17 protein-coding genes are annotated in these 17,461 nt (G+C 63.2%); 5 read left to right on the forward strand and 12 right to left on the reverse strand.

The window, feature by feature from the left end; genetic code table 11:
• Nucleotides 1-138: 138 nt before the first annotated feature.
• The 6 genes from AC4LFW_RS16000 to AC4LFW_RS16025 all read right to left on the reverse strand — a co-directional run bounded on the left by AC4LFW_RS16000 (nucleotide 139) and on the right by AC4LFW_RS16025 (nucleotide 7,195).
• Nucleotides 139-903: an IclR family transcriptional regulator gene (locus AC4LFW_RS16000; protein ID WP_491820320.1), complete on the reverse strand. Its 765-nt coding sequence runs from the start codon at nucleotides 901-903 to the stop codon at nucleotides 139-141.
• Nucleotides 904-1,007: 104 nt separating this feature from the next.
• Nucleotides 1,008-2,510: a CoA-acylating methylmalonate-semialdehyde dehydrogenase gene (locus AC4LFW_RS16005; protein ID WP_491820322.1), complete on the reverse strand. Its 1,503-nt coding sequence runs from the start codon at nucleotides 2,508-2,510 to the stop codon at nucleotides 1,008-1,010.
• A gap of 3 nt (nucleotides 2,511-2,513) precedes the next feature.
• On the reverse strand, nucleotides 2,514-3,680 hold the full coding sequence (locus tag AC4LFW_RS16010) for an iron-containing alcohol dehydrogenase (protein WP_491820323.1): 1,167 nt from the start codon (nucleotides 3,678-3,680) through the stop codon (nucleotides 2,514-2,516).
• 247 nt (nucleotides 3,681-3,927) lie between these two features.
• Nucleotides 3,928-4,539: a cyclodeaminase/cyclohydrolase family protein gene (locus AC4LFW_RS16015; protein ID WP_491820324.1), complete on the reverse strand. Its 612-nt coding sequence runs from the start codon at nucleotides 4,537-4,539 to the stop codon at nucleotides 3,928-3,930.
• Nucleotides 4,540-4,618: 79 nt separating this feature from the next.
• Complete coding sequence (locus AC4LFW_RS16020; protein ID WP_491820325.1) at nucleotides 4,619-5,632, reverse strand: HlyD family secretion protein; 1,014 nt, start codon at nucleotides 5,630-5,632, stop codon at nucleotides 4,619-4,621.
• Nucleotides 5,633-5,638: 6 nt separating this feature from the next.
• On the reverse strand, nucleotides 5,639-7,195 hold the full coding sequence (locus AC4LFW_RS16025; RefSeq protein ID WP_491820326.1) for an MFS transporter: 1,557 nt from the start codon (nucleotides 7,193-7,195) through the stop codon (nucleotides 5,639-5,641).
• 105 nt (nucleotides 7,196-7,300) lie between these two features.
• On the opposite strand from AC4LFW_RS16025, the gene AC4LFW_RS16030 reads away from it, so the two are divergent.
• Nucleotides 7,301-8,068 (forward strand): IclR family transcriptional regulator, encoded by a 768-nt coding sequence (locus tag AC4LFW_RS16030; RefSeq protein WP_491820327.1) that lies wholly within the window; start codon nucleotides 7,301-7,303, stop codon nucleotides 8,066-8,068.
• A 60-nt stretch (nucleotides 8,069-8,128) separates the two neighbouring features.
• On the opposite strand, the gene gap is transcribed toward AC4LFW_RS16030, so the two are convergent.
• Nucleotides 8,129-9,136 (reverse strand): type I glyceraldehyde-3-phosphate dehydrogenase, encoded by a 1,008-nt coding sequence (gene gap / locus AC4LFW_RS16035; RefSeq protein ID WP_491820328.1) that lies wholly within the window; start codon nucleotides 9,134-9,136, stop codon nucleotides 8,129-8,131.
• A 175-nt stretch (nucleotides 9,137-9,311) separates the two neighbouring features.
• Between gap and AC4LFW_RS16040 the strand changes: the two genes are divergently transcribed.
• The 4 genes from AC4LFW_RS16040 to xpt all read left to right on the forward strand — a co-directional run bounded on the left by AC4LFW_RS16040 (nucleotide 9,312) and on the right by xpt (nucleotide 13,828).
• Entirely contained in the window at nucleotides 9,312-10,847 is a 1,536-nt protein-coding gene (locus tag AC4LFW_RS16040; protein ID WP_491820330.1) for an alpha-amylase family glycosyl hydrolase, read from the forward strand.
• A gap of 2 nt (nucleotides 10,848-10,849) precedes the next feature.
• Nucleotides 10,850-12,469 carry an alpha-amylase family protein gene (locus AC4LFW_RS16045; RefSeq protein ID WP_491820331.1) on the forward strand — a complete coding sequence of 540 codons (1,620 nt, stop codon included), beginning with the start codon at nucleotides 10,850-10,852 and terminating at the stop codon, nucleotides 12,467-12,469.
• A gap of 5 nt (nucleotides 12,470-12,474) precedes the next feature.
• On the forward strand, nucleotides 12,475-13,065 hold the full coding sequence (locus AC4LFW_RS16050; RefSeq protein ID WP_491820332.1) for a 3-keto-disaccharide hydrolase: 591 nt from the start codon (nucleotides 12,475-12,477) through the stop codon (nucleotides 13,063-13,065).
• A 190-nt stretch (nucleotides 13,066-13,255) separates the two neighbouring features.
• The gene (gene xpt, locus AC4LFW_RS16055; RefSeq protein ID WP_491820333.1) at nucleotides 13,256-13,828 is read left to right on the forward strand and encodes a xanthine phosphoribosyltransferase; all 573 of its coding nucleotides are present in this window, start codon (nucleotides 13,256-13,258) and stop codon (nucleotides 13,826-13,828) included.
• A 9-nt stretch (nucleotides 13,829-13,837) separates the two neighbouring features.
• On the opposite strand, the gene AC4LFW_RS16060 is transcribed toward xpt, so the two are convergent.
• From AC4LFW_RS16060 to AC4LFW_RS16080, 5 genes are all read right to left on the reverse strand, one after another.
• Nucleotides 13,838-14,356 carry a cupin domain-containing protein gene (locus AC4LFW_RS16060; RefSeq protein ID WP_491820335.1) on the reverse strand — a complete coding sequence of 173 codons (519 nt, stop codon included), beginning with the start codon at nucleotides 14,354-14,356 and terminating at the stop codon, nucleotides 13,838-13,840.
• A gap of 142 nt (nucleotides 14,357-14,498) precedes the next feature.
• On the reverse strand, nucleotides 14,499-14,921 hold the full coding sequence (locus AC4LFW_RS16065; protein ID WP_491820336.1) for a c-type cytochrome: 423 nt from the start codon (nucleotides 14,919-14,921) through the stop codon (nucleotides 14,499-14,501).
• A gap of 163 nt (nucleotides 14,922-15,084) precedes the next feature.
• A complete protein-coding gene (locus AC4LFW_RS16070; RefSeq protein WP_491820338.1) occupies nucleotides 15,085-15,633 on the reverse strand; it encodes a cupin domain-containing protein in 549 nt (182 codons plus the stop codon).
• Nucleotides 15,634-15,738: 105 nt separating this feature from the next.
• Nucleotides 15,739-16,095 (reverse strand): RidA family protein, encoded by a 357-nt coding sequence (locus tag AC4LFW_RS16075; RefSeq protein ID WP_491820339.1) that lies wholly within the window; start codon nucleotides 16,093-16,095, stop codon nucleotides 15,739-15,741.
• Complete coding sequence (locus tag AC4LFW_RS16080; protein ID WP_491820340.1) at nucleotides 16,070-17,368, reverse strand: D-amino acid dehydrogenase; 1,299 nt, start codon at nucleotides 17,366-17,368, stop codon at nucleotides 16,070-16,072. Before AC4LFW_RS16080 ends, AC4LFW_RS16075 begins: the two co-directional genes overlap by 26 nt.
• Nucleotides 17,369-17,461: the final 93 nt, after the last annotated feature.

The following is a 17,461-nucleotide window of genomic DNA, read 5'->3' on the forward strand; positions in this document are numbered from 1 at the left end:
AAGCTGGAAGCTAGATGACGTAGGGTGGATCACGCTTCACCGATCCACCAGTGGCGATCCACCGGGGTGGCGCATGCATTCGTGGGGGTAACGCTCACCGAGCGGAATCGGGGGATGAACAGAGCGTCATCCACCCACTCATCCGGCGACAATTGCCTCCAACTCCTTCGCCGCCACGCGCAGGCGCGGTACGAAGTTGAGAAGCTGCTCCATGGAACAACGAATCACCGGCGCATGGGAAAACAGGCAGGCGCTCAGCTCGCCACGGGCATCGCGCACCGGTACGGCACAAGCCACCATGCCGTCGATGAATTCCTCGGAGTCGGTGGCCAGGTCTTCCTCGCGGATACGCGCCAGGTCGTCCCGCAGGGCGCTGAGCTCGGTGAGGGTATTGCGCGCCAGCTGCCGAATCGGCAAGCGCGGCAGGATGCGCTCCAGCTGGTCGCCAGGCAGTGAGGCGAGATAGAGCTTGCCGCTGGCGGTGCACCAGAGCGGTGTGTGGCTGCCGATGGGTAGATTGATCTGCAGCGGCCAGTTGGTCTGCACTCGATCGAAATAGAGCATATCAAGGCCATCCGGCACGGACAGGCCGCAGGTTTCGCCGATCTCATCGGAAAGCTGCCGCAGGATCGCCTGACGCAGCGCCTTGTGCCGACCGCTACCGAGAATATTGACCGCCGTCGCGTGCAGCCGATCACCCGGCAGCAAGCCGCCACGCAGACCGAACTGCAGGAAGCCTTCCTTTTCCAGGGTTTGCACCAGGCGATGGGCGCTGGCTCTGGGAATGTCCAGTTTTTCGGCCAAGGCACTCGGCGTCAGCGGCTCTGCGGCGCCGGCCACGGCTTCGATGATTTCCAGCACGCGGGTGATGGAAGAGCCTTTTTCACGGGAGGTACTGCGCATGGATCGTTGCCCGTTGCGGTAGATAAAAAACGACCGCCCCGGAGGGCGGCAAAGTCAAAACGAAAGATTTCGGACCGGAGCAAGGCAAACCCCAGGTCGCCGTATCACTTCATTGTCGGCATCGAAAAATCCGCCCCCGCGCGGATTCCGGTCGGCCAGCGCCGGGTCACTGTCTTCATCCGGGTAAAGAAACGCACGCCGTCCGGGCCATGCATGTTCAGCGGGCCGAAGATCGAACGCTTCCAGCCGCCGAAGCAGTGGAACGCCATCGGCACCGGGATGGGCACATTGACCCCGACCATGCCGACCTTGACCTCCTCCTCGAACTGCCGTGCCGTGTCACCGTCACGGGTGAAAATCGAGGTGCCGTTACCGAACTCGTGGTCGTTGACCAGCTTCAGCGCCTCGTCGAAGGTCTTGACCCGCATGACCGCCAATACCGGGCCGAAAATCTCCTCCTTGTATATCCGCATCCCGGGGGTCACCCGGTCGAACAGCGTCGGGCCGACATAGAAGCCGTTCTCGTAACCTTCGACCTTCAACCCGCGACCATCACAGACCAGGGTCGCGCCTTCTTCCACACCCAGATCAATGTAGCCGGACACCTTCTGCTGATGCTCGCGGGTAACCAGCGGCCCCATGTGCGGCTCGGGTTCGACGCCCGTGCCCGGGCCGGTGCGCATCTGGCTGATTTCGCCCTTGAGCATCTCGACCAGGTTGTCCGCCACCTCGTCACCGACGCAGACCGCCACCGAGATCGCCATGCAGCGCTCGCCGGCCGATCCATAAGCCGCGCCCATCAGCGAGCCGACCACTTGCTGTGGATCGGCGTCGGGCATGATCACCATGTGGTTCTTCGCCCCGCCCAGGGCCTGGCAGCGTTTGCCGTGGGCCGAAGCAGTGCTGTAGATGTACTCGGCGATAGGCGTCGAGCCGACGAAACTCACCGATTGCACGCGCTCGTCGGTGAGCAGCACGTCCACCGCTTCCTTGTCGCCGTTGACGATGTTCAGCACGCCCGCCGGAAGCCCAGCTTCGGCCAGCAGTTCGCCGAGCAGCATGGTCGCGCTCGGGTCCTTTTCAGACGGCTTCAAGACGAAGGTGTTACCACAGGCAATGGCCACCGGCAGCATCCACAGCGGCACCATGGCCGGGAAGTTAAACGGGGTGATACCGACGCAGACGCCCAGCGGCTGCATCAGCGAGTTGGAATCGATGTCACGCCCGACGTTGGGTGAGAACTCGCCCTTGAGCAGGTGCGGAATACCACAGGCGAACTCCACCACTTCGAGGCCGCGAGTCACTTCGCCCTGCGCATCGGAAAACACCTTGCCGTGCTCCAACGAGATCAGCCGCGCAACCTCATCGCGACGCGCCTCGAGCAGCGCCTTGAAGCGGAACATGACGCGAGCGCGCACCAACGGCGGCGTCTTCGACCAGCCTTCGAAGGCGGCCTGGGCAGCAGCGATGGCTTCTCGGGTTTCATCCGCGGAAGACAGCGAGACGTAGAGCCGCGGCTCACCGGTAGCCGGGTTGTAGACGGTCGCGTGTCGTTCGGAGCGGCCAGCGACGGCCTCGTTGTTGATCAGGTTGCCGAGGGTCTGCATGGGTTACTCCTGGTTCCAGACGATTTCGTAGAGGTCGATGATTTCCGCTTCCGTAGGCACACGCGGGTTGTTGCCGGGCGAACCCGAGGCCAGCGCCTGCTTGGCCATGGTTTCGCGCAGTTCGAAGAAGCGTTCGCGGGTGATGCCGAACCTCTCGGGGCTGGGCACCTGCAATTCCTTGTTGATTGCGCGTAGCTCGGTCAGCAGCTGTTCGTTGGCTGCCTCGACGCTGTCGCCCTCGCCCGCCACGCCCATGGCACGCGCGCAGTCGGCATAACGCTCGGGCGCGGCGGGAATCGAGAAGGCGGTGATCGCTGGCAGCAGCATGGCGTTGGACAGCCCGTGCGGCACATGGAAGAAGGCGCCGATGGGCCGGCTCATGCCATGCACCAGCGCCACCGAGGCATTGGAGAAGGCAACGCCAGCCAGGGTGGCGCCAAGCATCATCGCCTCGCGGGCCTGGCGATTGCCGGGCTCGTGATAGGCCGCGCGCAGGTTCGGGGCCAACAGCCGCATGGCCTGCAACGCCTGGGCATCGCTATAGAGGCTGGCCTTGCGGCTGACGTAGGCCTCGATGGCGTGGGTCAGCGCATCGATCCCGGTGTCGGCGGTCACCCGAGGCGGCAGCGACAGGGTCAGCTCGTAGTCGATCAGCGCGGCTACCGGCATGAAGCCGAGGCCGGCGCAAAGCATTTTCTCGTCGCTGGTTTCGTCAGTGATGATGGTGAAGCGCGTGGCTTCCGAACCGGTTCCGGCGGTGGTCGGAATGGCGATCAGCGGCAGGCCGGCTTCGCTGACATCGCGCGGGAAGCGGTAGTCGCGCATCTCGCCGCCGAACTTGCCGAGGATGCCGATGGCCTTGGCCGAGTCGATCGGGCTGCCGCCGCCGAGGGCAATGATCGAGTCGTAGCTGCCCTGGCGCACCATCTCGACGCCGGCACGAATCGATGCCGCAGTCGGCTCCGGAAGGGTGTCGGCAAAGCAGTCGCTGGGGATGTCGGCCTCCGTCAGGATCTTGCTGATCCGGGTGACATAGCCGAGCTCGACCATCATCCGGTCGGTCACTATCAATGGACGTTTGCAGCCCAGGTTGTGCAGCACGGAAACGATCTGCTGAACGGCGCCGGCGCCGACTTCCATCAGACGCGGCAGGACGATGCGATGGCTCATGGTGCTCTCCGGTGGTGTTCGCGATGCGCTTTGCAGACAGGGCGCGCTGCACGAACGGGGACCTCGGGTCTCGATTGTTATTTTGAGATGGTTTGTCTCATTTGCAGTCGAGACTAGAAAAAATGGCTTCACACGTCAACAGATAATGAGACGTTTCATCTCGTTATAGCGCCCGAGACGAGAGTGCGCGCTCCGGAATACATAGGTCCGGGCAGCTGCTGCAACAGTCTTAGCTGGAAGGGTGTACCTACTCCGAAGCTGGTCGATTGAATTCGACTTGATCGAGCAATTGCTGCAACAGATCGTCCCCCTCGGCCTGCAGACGGCGGCGTGACCGCCAGGCCTGCTCTCGGGCAGAGGCGTCATCGAGACTCGTCATATCCGCATCGACATTGATCAAGGCCGCGCTGATCCCCGCATGAATAAGGATGGCCCCGGCTTGAACATCGCTTTGGACGTTCGGATCGGTACACCACCAGGCTTCGACGGCCAGCTCGAGCGCCTCCAGGCAACAATGCGCCAGCGCCAACGGCACGGCGCAGGCCTGACGAGACGCCGCCTGCTTCTGTTCGGGTTCACCCTTGCGGGCAGCACTCAGGTAGTCACCGAAGGCCTGTATGTCATCGTCAGCGAAAGCACCTGGCCTGCCGAGTAGCGGCTTGACGGCGCGCAGCAACTCGAGACGGCGAGGGTCAGATCCGTGCGCCTCGCTGATACTCAAGCCCTTGGCCACCAGTGCCAGCCCGATGTCGGCCGTGACGGCCGCCGCTGCGCCGCATCCGGGGGTCGGCTGATCAGCCGCAATGGCAGCGCGAAAGTCAGCCAGGGACTGGTCTAGAACGCTTGTCGCCTCGAGCATCTGCAGCCTCCCCTGACCATGATCCGATTGCATTCAGACCGGGGCGGCACACGAGAGTTGCCGGGGTGACGGATGAGGATCAGCGCTCGTCGCTCAGTAACGTGGGTCTGACGGACATGCCGACGCGCAGCTGGTCCAGCGCCGGCTGGTCGGGTTCGAAGACGATCTTCACGGGTACTCGCTGCACTACCTTGGTGAAGTTGCCGGTGGCGTTGTCCGGCGCGAGAGGAGAGAAGGTGACGCCCGTTGCGGGCGCCAGGCTTTGCACATGGCCGAGGAGTTCCACGCCTGCCAGGGCATCGACACTCAGGCTTACCGGCTGGCCTGCATGGATCTTCGCCACCTCGGTTTCGCGGAAGTTTGCCGTGACGTACAACTCGGCAAGTGGCACGACTGCCAGGAGATTGGAGCCAGGCGCGACGTAGGCGCCAGGGGTAACGGAACGAGCCCCGACTGTACCTGCAAAAGGTGCGCGTATATCGGTATAGGAAAGCTGCAGGGCAGCCTGATCGCGAACAGCCTGCGCCCTGGCGAGGGCAGCCTTGGCCTGGCTGATTTGCGCCTCGATTACGCTGGTTTCCTTGCTGGCGGCTACATGCGCAGCCCGATCGCGATCGACAACCGCGATCCACTGCTGCAATTCAGCGCTGGCCTTCTCCTGCTCCTCCCGTGGCACTGCGCCAAGCTTGGACAGTTGCTGGTAGCGCCCAGCGTTGGCCCGCGCGAAGCCGAGCGAGGCGGCGTCGGCGCGGATGGTTGCAGCAGCCTGTTCGATCGAGGCCTGTTGGCGGACCAGCGTCGCTTGAAGATTTTCGATTGCCGCCCGGGCAGCGGCGACATCTGCCTCAGCCAACTGCACGGCGATGCGGTAGTCGCGGTCGTCGATGCGCACCAGTGGCTGACCGGGCTGCACGGTCTGATGGTCGTGCACCAGCACCTCGGCCACATGGCCGGCTATCTTCGGCGCAATCCAGGTGGCATCCGCCCGGACATAGGCGTCGTTGGTGCCGGTATTCGACAGGCCCGCAGAGGCATAGATTCCAGCGGCAAGCAGGACGGCAGCAACGGGCAACAGCAAGAGTTTCGCTTTCATAAAGACTCAACGTGGACCGGTAGTGGCGGGTGGTTGTGGCGGGTAAGCCCGGGTCGGCAAAAGCACCAGCAAAAGGAGCATCGAGATCAGCACGGCGATGACGGCCAGGTAGGCATCCGCCATCGCCAGAACGTAGGCCTGGTCGCTGACACGGCCGGCAAGAGCTGCCAGGCTGCCGTTCCAGATCCGGGGCCGCGCCCCTAGTTGGTCGAGCAGAACGAAGGAGTGGAACTGCTCACGATGACTAATGATGGCTTCCATCAGCGCAGCACCGACGACGGTACAAATGCCGCGAATGCCATTAACCATGGCGGAGGCGAACGGCCCCTCCATGGGGTGCACCACCCCGGTGGAAATCATCAGCAGAGGGACGACCACCATCGGCTGGCCAATGGCTTGCAATGCCTGGATCAGATAGAAGTTTTCCACTGCCCAGACGGAGGTCAACTGGCTGCCGGCCAGGCTGGCGATGATCATCAGCACCAGCCCGCCCCCCGCCACCCAGCGAGCATCCACATTTCGTCGATTGATCAGCGTAGCCACCAATGGCGCCATTAACAGTTGCGCCAGCGCGTGCCCCAGCGCCAGTGGCGCGACCTGCACCGGCCGGAAGCCGTGGACCTGGCTCATATACAAAAGCGGCAGGTTGCCAACCGTAACGACCACCATCATCAGGGCCAGCGTCGAGACGCCGTAGGCGAAATTGCGCCGGGCGAACAGTTGAAGCTTGATCAGCGGCAGGGGATGAAACCACTCATGCAGCAAGAAAAGGGGCAACAGCACCAGCGCACCGACCAGCAATGCCCTGATCAGACCCGAATTCAACCAATCGAGTCGTTCCCCCTGCTCCAGCGCGAGCACCAGGCAGACAATGCCGACGCAGCCCAACAGCGCACCCTGCCAGTCCGCCTGCCTGAATCGTTCCAGGCGCAACGGGTCCTGTGGCAGGCCATAGGCGATCAAGCTGGCGCCAAGCAGACAGGACGGAACGATCTGCCAGAACACCCACTGCCAGCCGAGACCTTCAGTCCACAACGCCGACAGTGGCAGCGCGAGGTTAGGCCCGAAGGTTGCGGTCAAGGCGTAGGCACCCAGGCCGTAGATCTTCGCGTGCCAGGGCAGAAAGCGCAGTGCTGCGGTCATCAGCAAAGGCGGCAGGGAGCCCGCAGCCAGTCCCTGCAGAACGCGCAACAGAATCAGCCAGTCGCTGTTGGGCGCCAACGGACACAGCACGCCCAAACCGGCGAAAATCAACGTCATCGTGATGCCGAAGCGGCGAAGCGAAAAAGTCACCGCCAGCCAGGGCGCAATGAACAGCGCCGCCACCTCGGCAGCTGCGTAGCTGGCGGTGACCCACGTACCAGCGTCATAACCAATGCCGAAGGCGCCTCGCAGATCCGCAAGAGCAATGGATGTGATTCGGCTGTTGATGCCAGCGGTAAGGGTGGCCAGCAAAACACCGATCAACCCGAGTGCCAGCCTGAAGCTAAAGGGCGTAGGCACCGGCGGGCTTGTTGCGACCGGCGCTGCGGCACTGGGGGTTAGTATTGCAGGTGGGACCATAATGAGCGCGACCCACGGATGGCCGCAGGTTCCAATAATTGGATGGAAGCTGTTTAATCGGTACAGTGTACCGCCTAATGATACAAACACAACGCAGGCGAGCAGATGGACTTCAGTGAGGCAAACAGCCAGAACGGGACTCGTCGAGGTGCTATCCAGGTGATTGCACGTGCGGCAGCGGTATTGCGTTCTCTTGAAGGTCAGGAAAAAGGATTGAGCCTAGGAGCGATTGCCAAGGCCATCGACCTGCCCCGCTCCACGGTGCAGCGCCTTGTGGCGGCGCTGGAAGTCGAGGGCATGGTGGAAACCGGGCCAGGCGGAATGCGCTTGGGTCCGGCAATCCTGCGGTTGGCATCCGGGGTCAATGCCGATTTCGTCGCGCTAGCGCGCCCGCACTTGCAAAACCTGGCGGAGGCCTGCGATGAAACCGTCTGCCTGACCCAGGCCAAGGGCACCACGCTTGGCATCGTCCACACGGTTATCTGCAACCAGGAGCTGCGCGTGGCGCCGCTGCCCGACAATCTGCTGCAGATGCATGCGACCAGCGTGGGCAAGGCGCTGCTGGCAGGGCTTCCTGACGAAGCCATAGACGACCTTCTGCCCGACCCATTACCGCGGCTCACCGCTCACACCCTTAGCAGCCGCGCTGCGCTGCATGACGAACTTGCCCGAATCCGCCAGGAAGGCTTCGCCTATGATCGGGAGGAGCATGTACAAGGCGTATGCGCCATCGGTACCGCCCTGTACGCGGGTGGGGGGGCCTACGCGGTATGCATACTGGCCCCCGCCTTCCGCTTCGAATCGTCCGTGGAACGGTTACGCCAGGGGCTTCTCGAGTGCAGGCAGGCGATCGAGCGGAGTTGCGGAATGTAGCCATATCGGCCTCAGCCAGAGCCACCCGACTCGGGCTGAAGCTTTCGAGACAGCTCAGGCTCAGGTGCTGGTGGCTTTCCAGGCCAGCAACACATCGAGCATGCGGTTGGAGAACGCCCACTCGTTGTCGTACCAGGCCAGCACCTTGACCAGATCTCCCTGGACACGCGTATGGCTGAGGTCGGCTACGCACGAGGTCGGATGGCTGAAGAAGTCGCGCGAGACCAACGGCAGGTCGTTGCACTCCATCACCCCGAGCGGCAATTTCTGCGCTCCTTCACGGAGGATCTGGTTGATCGCCTCGACGCTTCCCGGCGCACGTTCCGCCGTGAAGGTGAGGTCGACCAGCGACACATTCGGCGTCGGCACCCGCACCGCCAGCCCATCCAGACGGCCAGCGAGTTCGGGCAACACCAGACCGATGGCCTTGGCCGCACCGGTGGTCGAAGGAATCATCGATTCAGCCGCGGCACGGGCGCGGTAGAGGTCCTTGTGCGCCTTGTCCAGCAGGCTCTGGTCGTTGGTGTAGGAGTGCACCGTGTTGAGCAAGCCCTGGCGGATGCCCACCGCTTCGTGCAGCACCTTGGCCATCGGCGCCAGGCAGTTGGTGGTGCAGGAGGCGTTGGAGATCACCCGCTGGCTGCCCAGCAACTCATGGTTGACGCCGTAGACCACGGTCAGGTCCGCGCCATCGAGCGGGTGCGAGGCGAACACCCGCTGGGCACCGGCCTGCAGGTGCTGGTCGATCAGGTCGCGCTTCTTGAACTTGCCGGAGCATTCCAGCACCACGTCGACCCCGAGCTGCTTCCACGGCAACTGCGTAGGATCGCGCTCCTGCAGCAGTCGGATCGACTGACCGCGGATCTGCATCACGTCTTCATGCAGATCCACCTGGCCGTGGAAACGGCCGAAGGTGGTATCGAAGCGCGTCAGATGCGCCATCGCCGAGCGCTCGCTGAGGTCGTTGATCGCTTCGATATGGATCTGGTTTTCCAGGTTTCGCTCGAACAGGGCTCGCAGTACAGCTCGGCCGATACGGCCATAACCATTGATAGCAACTCGCAACATGGTGCTCTCCTGGGTCGTTGAGGCTGGTGAAGGTTAGTCGGAGTATCAGCGGTCGCGTTCAGTACCGTCCGACGGAGATCAATGAACCGGGGAAACCCAGGCACCGCTCGTCAGTCGTACACCTCACAGGCCCGTTGCGCTGGGCCTGCCGCACACCGGAAAAAGGGGCACGAGCATGAGCGAGTCAACCCAGCCACCCTGGTGGAAAGGCGCCACGGTTTACCAGATCTACCCGCGATCCTTCGCCGACAGCAATGGCGACGGCATCGGCGACCTGAATGGCGTACTGCGCCACCTCGATCATCTGCATCAGCTGGGCGTCGATGCGCTGTGGCTGTCACCGATCTTTCGCTCGCCGATGGCCGATGCCGGCTACGACATCAGCGACTACTGCGACATCGACCCGCTGTTCGGCTCGCTTGCCGATATCGACCGGCTGATCGCCGAAGCCCATGCCCGCGATATCCGCGTGCTGCTGGACTTCGTGCCCAACCACACCTCCGATGAACACCCCTGGTTCGTCGAGTCGCGCAGCTCGCGGGACAACCCCAAACGCGACTGGTACATCTGGCGCGACCAGCCGAACAACTGGCGCGCCGCGCTGGGTGCCGGCAGCGCCTGGACCTGGGACGAGCACACCCAGCAGTACTACCTGCACCTGTTCCTCGACAAGCAGCCGGACCTCAACTGGCGCAACCCCGAGGTGGTGGAGGCCATGCACGACGTGCTGCGCTTCTGGCTCGACCGCGGCGTGGACGGCTTTCGCATCGACGTCATCCACTGCACCGGCAAGGATTTAAGCTTCGCCGACGATCCGCGCTGTCAGGCCGGCCAGCCACTGTCGGACTTCAACGATCAGCCCTACAGCCACGAAGTGCTGCGCGGCCTGCGCAAGCTGGTCGACAGCTACCCGGGCGATCGCATGCTGGTAGGCGAGGTGAACATCCGCTCCACCGAGCGCGTGTTGCAGTACTACGGCGCGGGCGACGAGCTGCACCTGGCGTTCAACTTCAATCCGCTCGACGCCCCCTGGGACCCGGTGCTTTTTCGCACCTGCATCCGCGACGTGCAGCACTGGCTGCAACCGGCCGGGGCCTGGCCCACCTGGGTGCTGTCCAACCACGACAACGTGCGCCAGCGCAGCCGTTATCAGGGCTCCGAGCAGGCCGCCCGCGCAGCCGCGGTGCTGTTGCTGACACTGCGCGGCACGCCCTTCATCTATCAGGGTGAGGAGCTGGGGCTAGAGGATGCGCTGATCACCGCTGAAACCCGTGTCGATCCGGGCGGCCGCGATGGCTGCCGCGCGCCCATCCCCTGGCAGGCCGAGCCACCCCATGGCTGGAGCGGCGCCAAGCCCTGGCTGCCCTTCCCACCCGAGGCCGACGAGCTTGCGGCCGAGCGTCAGACCGGCGCAGCCAATTCCATGTTCGCGCTTTACCAGCGCCTGCTCGCCGCGCGCAAAGCAAGCCCTGCGCTGCATCACGGCGATTTCGAGGAGCTGCCCTCGCACCCGGAAGTGCTGGCCTATCGCAGACAACTCGACGGCGATCAACGGCTGGTGTGCATCAACTTCGCCGAGCAGCCCCACGCTTACCCACACGCAGGCCACTGGCATGTGGAAATCGCCAGCGACGGTGTCGGTGAAGGCGAGCCCTATGCCGGCACCCTTAACCCAGGGCAAGCACTCCTGCTGCGCCCAATGGAGAACTGAACATGCGCCCACTCTGGTACCGCAACGCCGTGATCTATCAGATCGACCCCAGCCTCTTTCGCGACAGCAATGGCGACGGCTGCGGAGACCTGCGGGGCATCACCGAACGGCTGGATTACATCCGTGGGCTGGGCGCCACCGCTATCTGGATCATGCCCTGCTACGACTCTCCATTCCTCGATGCCGGCTATGACGTCACCGACCATCTGCAGATCGCGCCCCGTTTCGGTGATCTGGCCGACATGGTTGCGCTGCTGGAAAAAGCCGAGGAACTGGGCCTGCATGTGATTATCGAGCTGCTGGTCCAGCACACCTCCAGCGAACACAAGTGGTTCCAGGAGGCGCGCCGCGACCGGGACTCGCCCTACCGCGACTACTACATCTGGGCGGACGAGCCAGACGACTCCATGGCGCCGATCTTTCCCACGGTCGAGGACAGCATCTGGACCTGGGATGAGGATGCCGGCCAGTACTACCGCCACCTGTTCTACAAGCACGAGCCGGACCTGGATCTGGCCAACCCGCGCGTGATTCATGAGATCGAACGGATCATGTCGTTCTGGCTGCGCCTGGGCGTATCCGGTTTTCGCATCGACGCGGCCGTGCACATGGTCCGCCAGGCCGGCGGCGGTGACCTGAAAAAAGGCTACTGGCTGCTCGAGCATATGCGCGACTTCGTCACCATGCGCCGCCCCGAAACGGTACTGCTCGGTGAGATCGACACCGACCCGGAAAAGTACGTCGAGTACTTCGGCGACGAGGCCGACCGTGTCACCTTGCTGCTGGATTTCTGGACCAACAACCACCTGTTCCTGGCACTTGCCCGTCAGCAGGCAGAACCCCTGACCCGTGCGCTCAACAGCCAGCCCGTGCCGCCCAGCCATTCGCAGTACGCGTTGTGGATTCGCAACCATGACGAACTGAGCCTCGACCGGCTGGAAGAAAGCGAGCGCAACGAGGTGATGGACACCTTCGCGCCCGACCCGAAGATGCGCGCCTACAACCGCGGCATCCGTCGGCGCCTCGCGCCCATGCTCGATGGCGACGAGCGCCGCATCGCCGCCACGCATGCCTTGCTGTTCTCGCTGCCCGGTACGCCGATCATCCGCTACGGCGAGGAAATCGGCATGGGCGACGACATGGAGCGCCCCGAACGACAGGCCGTCCGTACGCCCATGCAGTGGTCCAACGAGCCCAACGCCGGGTTTTCCTGCACCAGCGGTGAGCTGGCTGCACCCTTGATCGATGAAGGACCGTTCACCTTCGAGAAAATCAATGTGTTCGCCCAGACCCTGCGCAGCGATTCGCTGATGGCGCGCACCGGCAACATGATTCGCACCCGGATCGGGTTGCGTGAGATCGGCATCGGCAAGCGCTCCACCGTCGAGGTCGATGACCCGGCCGTGTTTGCCATTCGCCATGACAACGGCTCGACCGTGCTGATGCTGGTCAACCTGGCGGACCAGGAAACGACGGTGACCATCGAAGCCGACGACCTGCAGGACATGGTCGATGTGCTCGCCGACTGCAACTACGATCAGCCCGAAGGCTCGCCACTGAAGATTCGCCTCGGGCCATACGGCTACCGCTGGCTGCGGCGTAAACAGCAACTGTTCGGGTGAACCAGATGATCCAGCTGCTTGATGCTCCACACTGGCGCGCCTGGCATGGCGAAGGATTCCCCCATGACTGCTGGCATACCGCATATGGCGCGCTCCATGCCATCGCCGGTACGCGGCGCGTCGACCTGATCTCCCGGCAACGTTATCGGGACTTCATCCTGCGCTTCGAATTCGCCCTGCCCTTTGCGGGCAATTCCGGCGTGTTCTGTTGCGTGGACGAGGATGCCGAACTCAGCTGGCACAGCGGCCCGGAGATGCAGCTGCTCGATGACCGCGGTCATCCCGATGGCCGAGAGCCCACCACACGCAACGGTGCGCTGTATGGGTTGCTCCGGCCTGAGCTGGAAACGCAGATCGAGCCTGAGCGATTCGTGGAAGCGGCGCTCAGCGTACGCAGAGGGGAGGTCGAGCATTGGCTGGATGGGCAACGGGTGCTGCATTACCGTCTCGATGACCCGGCCCTGCGCGAACGCATCAGCCACAGCAAATTCAGCGGCTATCCAGGCTTCGCCCAGGCCAGGGAAGGCCATGTGGTGCTGCAGCACCATGGCGAGGCGGCGCGCTTTCGCCGCCTGTCGATCGAAACACCGGACTGAACGGTCCACTTGGACCCGCGCACGGAATTAGGCGAGAATGCGCGGCTTTCCAGGCTGCGGAACGCAGTGACGAACAAGAGCTGGATCGATACGGGCTGGGCGCTCGCCTCCATGGCGCAGCGCCCATCTGGTTTTCAGCACCATGACTCGTCAGGCAAACCCGGCCGCTCACGCTTGAGGTAGCGCGTCTGTGGACCAGCTGAAACAGAAGATCCGTAACGAAGGCATCGTACTCTCCGACCGCGTACTCAAGGTCGATGCCTTTCTGAACCACCAGATCGATCCCCTGCTGATGCAGCAGATCGGCCAGGAATTCGCCCGCCGGTTCCGCGACGAAGGGATCACCAAGATCGTGACGATCGAAGCCTCCGGCATCGCTCCGGCGATCATGGCCGGCCTGGAGCTGGGTGTGCCGGTGATCTTCGCGCGCAAGCATCAGTCGCTGACCCTGACCGATCACCTGCTGACCGCCTCGGTGTACTCCTTCACCAAGCAGGTAGAAAGCACCATCGCGATCTCCACCAATCACCTATCGCCCAGTGACCGGGTACTGGTCATCGACGACTTCCTCGCCAACGGCAAGGCGGCCAAGGGGCTGATATCGATTATCCAGCAGGCCGGTGCAAGCATCGCCGGGCTCGGTATCGTCATCGAGAAGTCCTTCCAGGCCGGTCGCCAGGAGCTGGAAGAAGCGGGCTTCCGTGTCGAATCCCTGGCCCGCGTGGCCGCCCTCAGCGACGGCCAGGTGGTGTTCGTCGAGTAAGCGTAGCGCCTACTCCTTGCGCCATAGCCCGACCAGCGCGCCCTGGGTGCCCGCAACCGGATCGCTCACCGGCACACCGACCCGCTGGGCACGGGCTCGCGCCTCATCGTGGCTGCCTTCATCCGGGCGCAGCAGGTCATACTCCTGATCCACCGGGTAGCCACCCACCACTTCGAAATCATCGCTGGCGCTGAGCTGGCAATGGCCGGTTCCGGCCGGCAGCACCAGGGCATCGCCGGCACTCACCTCGACTTCCTGGCCTTGCTCGCCGCCGAGCATCAACCGTGCCGAGCCGCGTGACACGCCGAGCACCTCATGGGCCGTGGAGTGGTAATGGTGATATTCGAAAACACCCGCACGCCACTGCGCTGGCCAGAGGTGACTGTTGAACAGGTTTTCGAACGCACCGGCGTAATCGCCATCAGCCAGGGGCAACTGACGGTACACCAGTACCGGATGCGAGCTGTTGGGCGTGCGACCGTCACTGGCGAAGTGCAGTTGCTCGGGTTGGGGGGCAGAACTGGGCATGGCCACCTCATCTTCTTGCCTGAACCGGCATCGCCGCGGTCCAGGGAACGGGTTTCCAGATTCGACCCGGCGCCACCCGGCTTTTCTCCCCGCCAGATACGACAAAGCCGCCCGGCGGCGGCTCTGTCTGACCGGCTGAAGCTTAGAGACCGGACATATGCTTGATGGCGGCCATCAGCTCGTCATCCGAGCAGTCGGCGCAGGTGCCTTTCGGCGGCATCGCGTTGATACCTGTGATGGCATGCTGCAAGAGTACGTCAAGACCGCCCTTCTCGTCGGCCCGCGCTTGCCAGGCGGCTGTGTCGCCCACTTTTGGCGAATTCAGCAGACCGGTGCCATGGCAGGCGTTGCAGAACTTGCCAACCACCGCCTCGCCGCTGCGTGCAGCGCCGCCGGCTGCAGCAGTAGCCGGACCGGCCGCTGCGCACTCTTCGCCTTGAATACAGACTTCGCCTACCGGCTTGAGGCGCTCGGCGATGTCATCATTGGTCGCAGCCTGAGCGCTCACTGCCCACAGGGCGACTACGGCAGCCTGCGCTACCAGGATCTTCTTAATCAGGTTCACCTTATACCCTCATGTGGCTAGACACGCCCGCGGCCACGGTATCGCGAGCGGCGGTCAGTATAACGGCAAGCCCTGCCCGCCGAAACAATACGAAAGGCCCTGTCATCCCCAGCGACGCTTTGTCGCAGCGACCCGCGACCTTGGTCGGGTTCAGCGGAACACGCTAGAAATTGGCAGGTGTGGTCGCGCTGATCAGCCTCGCCGGCGCGTCGAACGGATTGCGAAAACGATGCGGCTTGCTGCTCTCGAAGTAGTAGCTATCGCCTACTTCGAGGACATAGGTCTGTCCACTTACGGTCAGCTCAAGCCGCCCTTCGACCAGGATCCCAGCCTCTTCGCCCTGGTGCGCGAGCATGTCCATCCCGGTGTCGGAACCGGGCGGATAGGTTTCCGTCAGGAATGCGATCGCTCGTCCCGGATGGGCCTTGCCGACCAGCTTCATGCTGACCGCCCCGTCGGAAATATCGATCAGCTCTTCCGCCTTGTAGACCACCTGGGTATCGCTGTCCTGGTCGAAATCCGGGGAAAAGAACTCCACCAATGACATGGGTATGCCACTCAGCACCTTCTTCAGCGAACTGATGGATGGGCTGACAGAGTTCTTCTCGATCATGGAGATCGTGCTGTTGGTAACGCCTGCACGTTTGGCGAGTTCACGCTGGGACAATCCCTTGAGCTTGCGGATGGTTTGCAGTCGTACACCGACGTCCAATACGGGAGCCCCCAATCAAGAGCGATGGCAGAGGGCGCTATGATGGCGAGGGCGTTCAGTATTTTCAACACACCGGGGCGAAATGACGAATCGCCCCGGCTGGGGTCAGGCCGGCAGTGCGGCCACAACCGAGAGTTCCACGAGGATTTCAGGCTCGCATAGCTTGGCTTCGACCGTCGCGCGCGCAGGCGCTACGCCCTCCGGCAACCATGTATCCCAGACGGCGTTCATCCCGGCAAAGTCGGCATCGATGTCCTTGAGGTAAATGGTTACCGAGAGGAGGTGCTGCTTGTCGGTACCAGCCTCGGCCAGCAGGCGCTCGATGTTTTCCAGCGTCTCGCGGGTCTGCTGTTCGATGCCGGCGTTCATGTCCTCACCCACCTGACCGGCCAGGTAAACCGTACTGCCATGAACGACGATCTGGCTCATGCGAGCGTTAGTGTGCAGGCGCTGTATGGGCATGCTTGTGCGACTCCTTGGTTGTGCCATAGCGGGAAATATCCAGGCCGTCGGTGCTTATCCGGGTGCGCTTGTTCGCCAGCAGGTCGGCGAGCAGACGGCCGGATCCGCAGGCCATGGTCCAGCCAAGGGTACCGTGACCGGTGTTCAAATACAGGTTGCGGTACGCCGTGGCACCGATGATCGGTGTACCGTCCGGCGTGGCTGGACGCAGACCGGTCCACAGCTCAGCCTGGCGAGGGTCGCCACCCAGGGGGAACAGGTCACCAACGACCAGTTCCAGGGTTTCCCGGCGCCGCGGGTTGAGCGAAAGATCATGCCCGGCGATTTCAGCCATGCCACCCACTCGGATGCGCTGGTCGAAACGGGTAATGGCGACCTTGTAGGTTTCGTCGAGCACTGTGGACACCGGCGCCATCGCGGGATCGCTGATCGGCACAGTCAGGGAGTAGCCCTTGAGCGGGTAGACAGGGGCATGGATACCAAGCGGCTTGAGCATCTGCGAGCTGTAGCTGCCCAGCGCGAGCACGTAGCGATCGGCCTTCTCGAGCTTGCCGTCGATCCAGACGCCGTCGAGTCGATCACCGGCGTACTCGAGGCGCTGAATGTCCTGGTTGAAGCGAAACTCCACCCCCAATGCGCGCGCCATGTCCGCCAGTTTAGTGGTGAACATCTGACAGTCGCCGGTCTGGTCGTTTGGCAGGCGCAGCGCACCGCTGAGCTTGTCTGACACCCGGCCCAGTGCCGGCTCGGCGCGTGCGATGCCGGCGCGGTCGAGCAGTTCGAAAGGCACGCCGGAAGCTTCCAGCACGGCGATGTCCTTGGCCGCGTTGTCCAGTTGCGCCTGGGTACGGAACAGCTGGGTGGTACCGCACTGCCGACCTTCGTAGTCGATACCGGTCTCGGCACGCAGCTCATCGAGGCAATCACGGCTGTACTCGGACAGGCGCACCATGCGCTCCTTGTTCACCGCGTAGCGCGCCGCCGTGCAGTTGCGCAGCATCTGCGCCATCCACAGGTACTGCTGGATGTCGCCGGTGAGCTTGATGGCGAGCGGCGCATGGCGCTGCATCAGCCATTGGATGGCTTTCAGCGGCACTCCCGGGGCGGCCCAGGGCGAGGCGTAGCCGGGAGACACCTGGCCTGCATTGGCGAAGCTCGTCTCCATGGCTACGGCCGGCTGACGATCAACCACCACCACCTCGAAGCCGGCCCTCGCCAGATAGTAGGCACTGGTGGTTCCGATCACACCGCCACCCAAGACAAGAACACGCATCGCCGCCTCCCACCCGTAAGCTAACGGGCTTTATCGAATCATTGTTGAGACGGAGTATAGAAAGCGCCTGGCAGTGGTTTTCGCTATATAAAA

It is taken from the genome of Stutzerimonas sp. C6.4V, assembly GCF_058536345.1.

Bases quoted from the DNA above. Each gene is read 5' to 3' on its own strand.
- AC4LFW_RS16000 (WP_491820320.1), bottom strand. From the start codon at position 903: ATGCGCAGTACCTCCCGTGAAAAAGGCTCTTCCATCACCCGCGTGCTG.
- AC4LFW_RS16005 (WP_491820322.1), bottom strand. From the start codon at position 2,510: ATGCAGACCCTCGGCAACCTGATCAACAACGAGGCCGTCGCTGGCCGC.
- AC4LFW_RS16010 (WP_491820323.1), bottom strand. From the start codon at position 3,680: ATGAGCCATCGCATCGTCCTGCCGCGTCTGATGGAAGTCGGCGCCGGC.
- AC4LFW_RS16015 (WP_491820324.1), bottom strand. From the start codon at position 4,539: ATGCTCGAGGCGACAAGCGTTCTAGACCAGTCCCTGGCTGACTTTCGC.
- AC4LFW_RS16020 (WP_491820325.1), bottom strand. From the start codon at position 5,632: ATGAAAGCGAAACTCTTGCTGTTGCCCGTTGCTGCCGTCCTGCTTGCC.
- AC4LFW_RS16025 (WP_491820326.1), bottom strand. From the start codon at position 7,195: ATGGTCCCACCTGCAATACTAACCCCCAGTGCCGCAGCGCCGGTCGCA.
- AC4LFW_RS16030 (WP_491820327.1), top strand. From the start codon at position 7,301: ATGGACTTCAGTGAGGCAAACAGCCAGAACGGGACTCGTCGAGGTGCT.
- gap (WP_491820328.1), bottom strand. From the start codon at position 9,136: ATGTTGCGAGTTGCTATCAATGGTTATGGCCGTATCGGCCGAGCTGTA.
- AC4LFW_RS16040 (WP_491820330.1), top strand. From the start codon at position 9,312: ATGAGCGAGTCAACCCAGCCACCCTGGTGGAAAGGCGCCACGGTTTAC.
- AC4LFW_RS16045 (WP_491820331.1), top strand. From the start codon at position 10,850: ATGCGCCCACTCTGGTACCGCAACGCCGTGATCTATCAGATCGACCCC.
- AC4LFW_RS16050 (WP_491820332.1), top strand. From the start codon at position 12,475: ATGATCCAGCTGCTTGATGCTCCACACTGGCGCGCCTGGCATGGCGAA.
- AC4LFW_RS16060 (WP_491820335.1), bottom strand. From the start codon at position 14,356: ATGCCCAGTTCTGCCCCCCAACCCGAGCAACTGCACTTCGCCAGTGAC.
- AC4LFW_RS16075 (WP_491820339.1), bottom strand. From the start codon at position 16,095: ATGCCCATACAGCGCCTGCACACTAACGCTCGCATGAGCCAGATCGTC.
- AC4LFW_RS16080 (WP_491820340.1), bottom strand. From the start codon at position 17,368: ATGCGTGTTCTTGTCTTGGGTGGCGGTGTGATCGGAACCACCAGTGCC.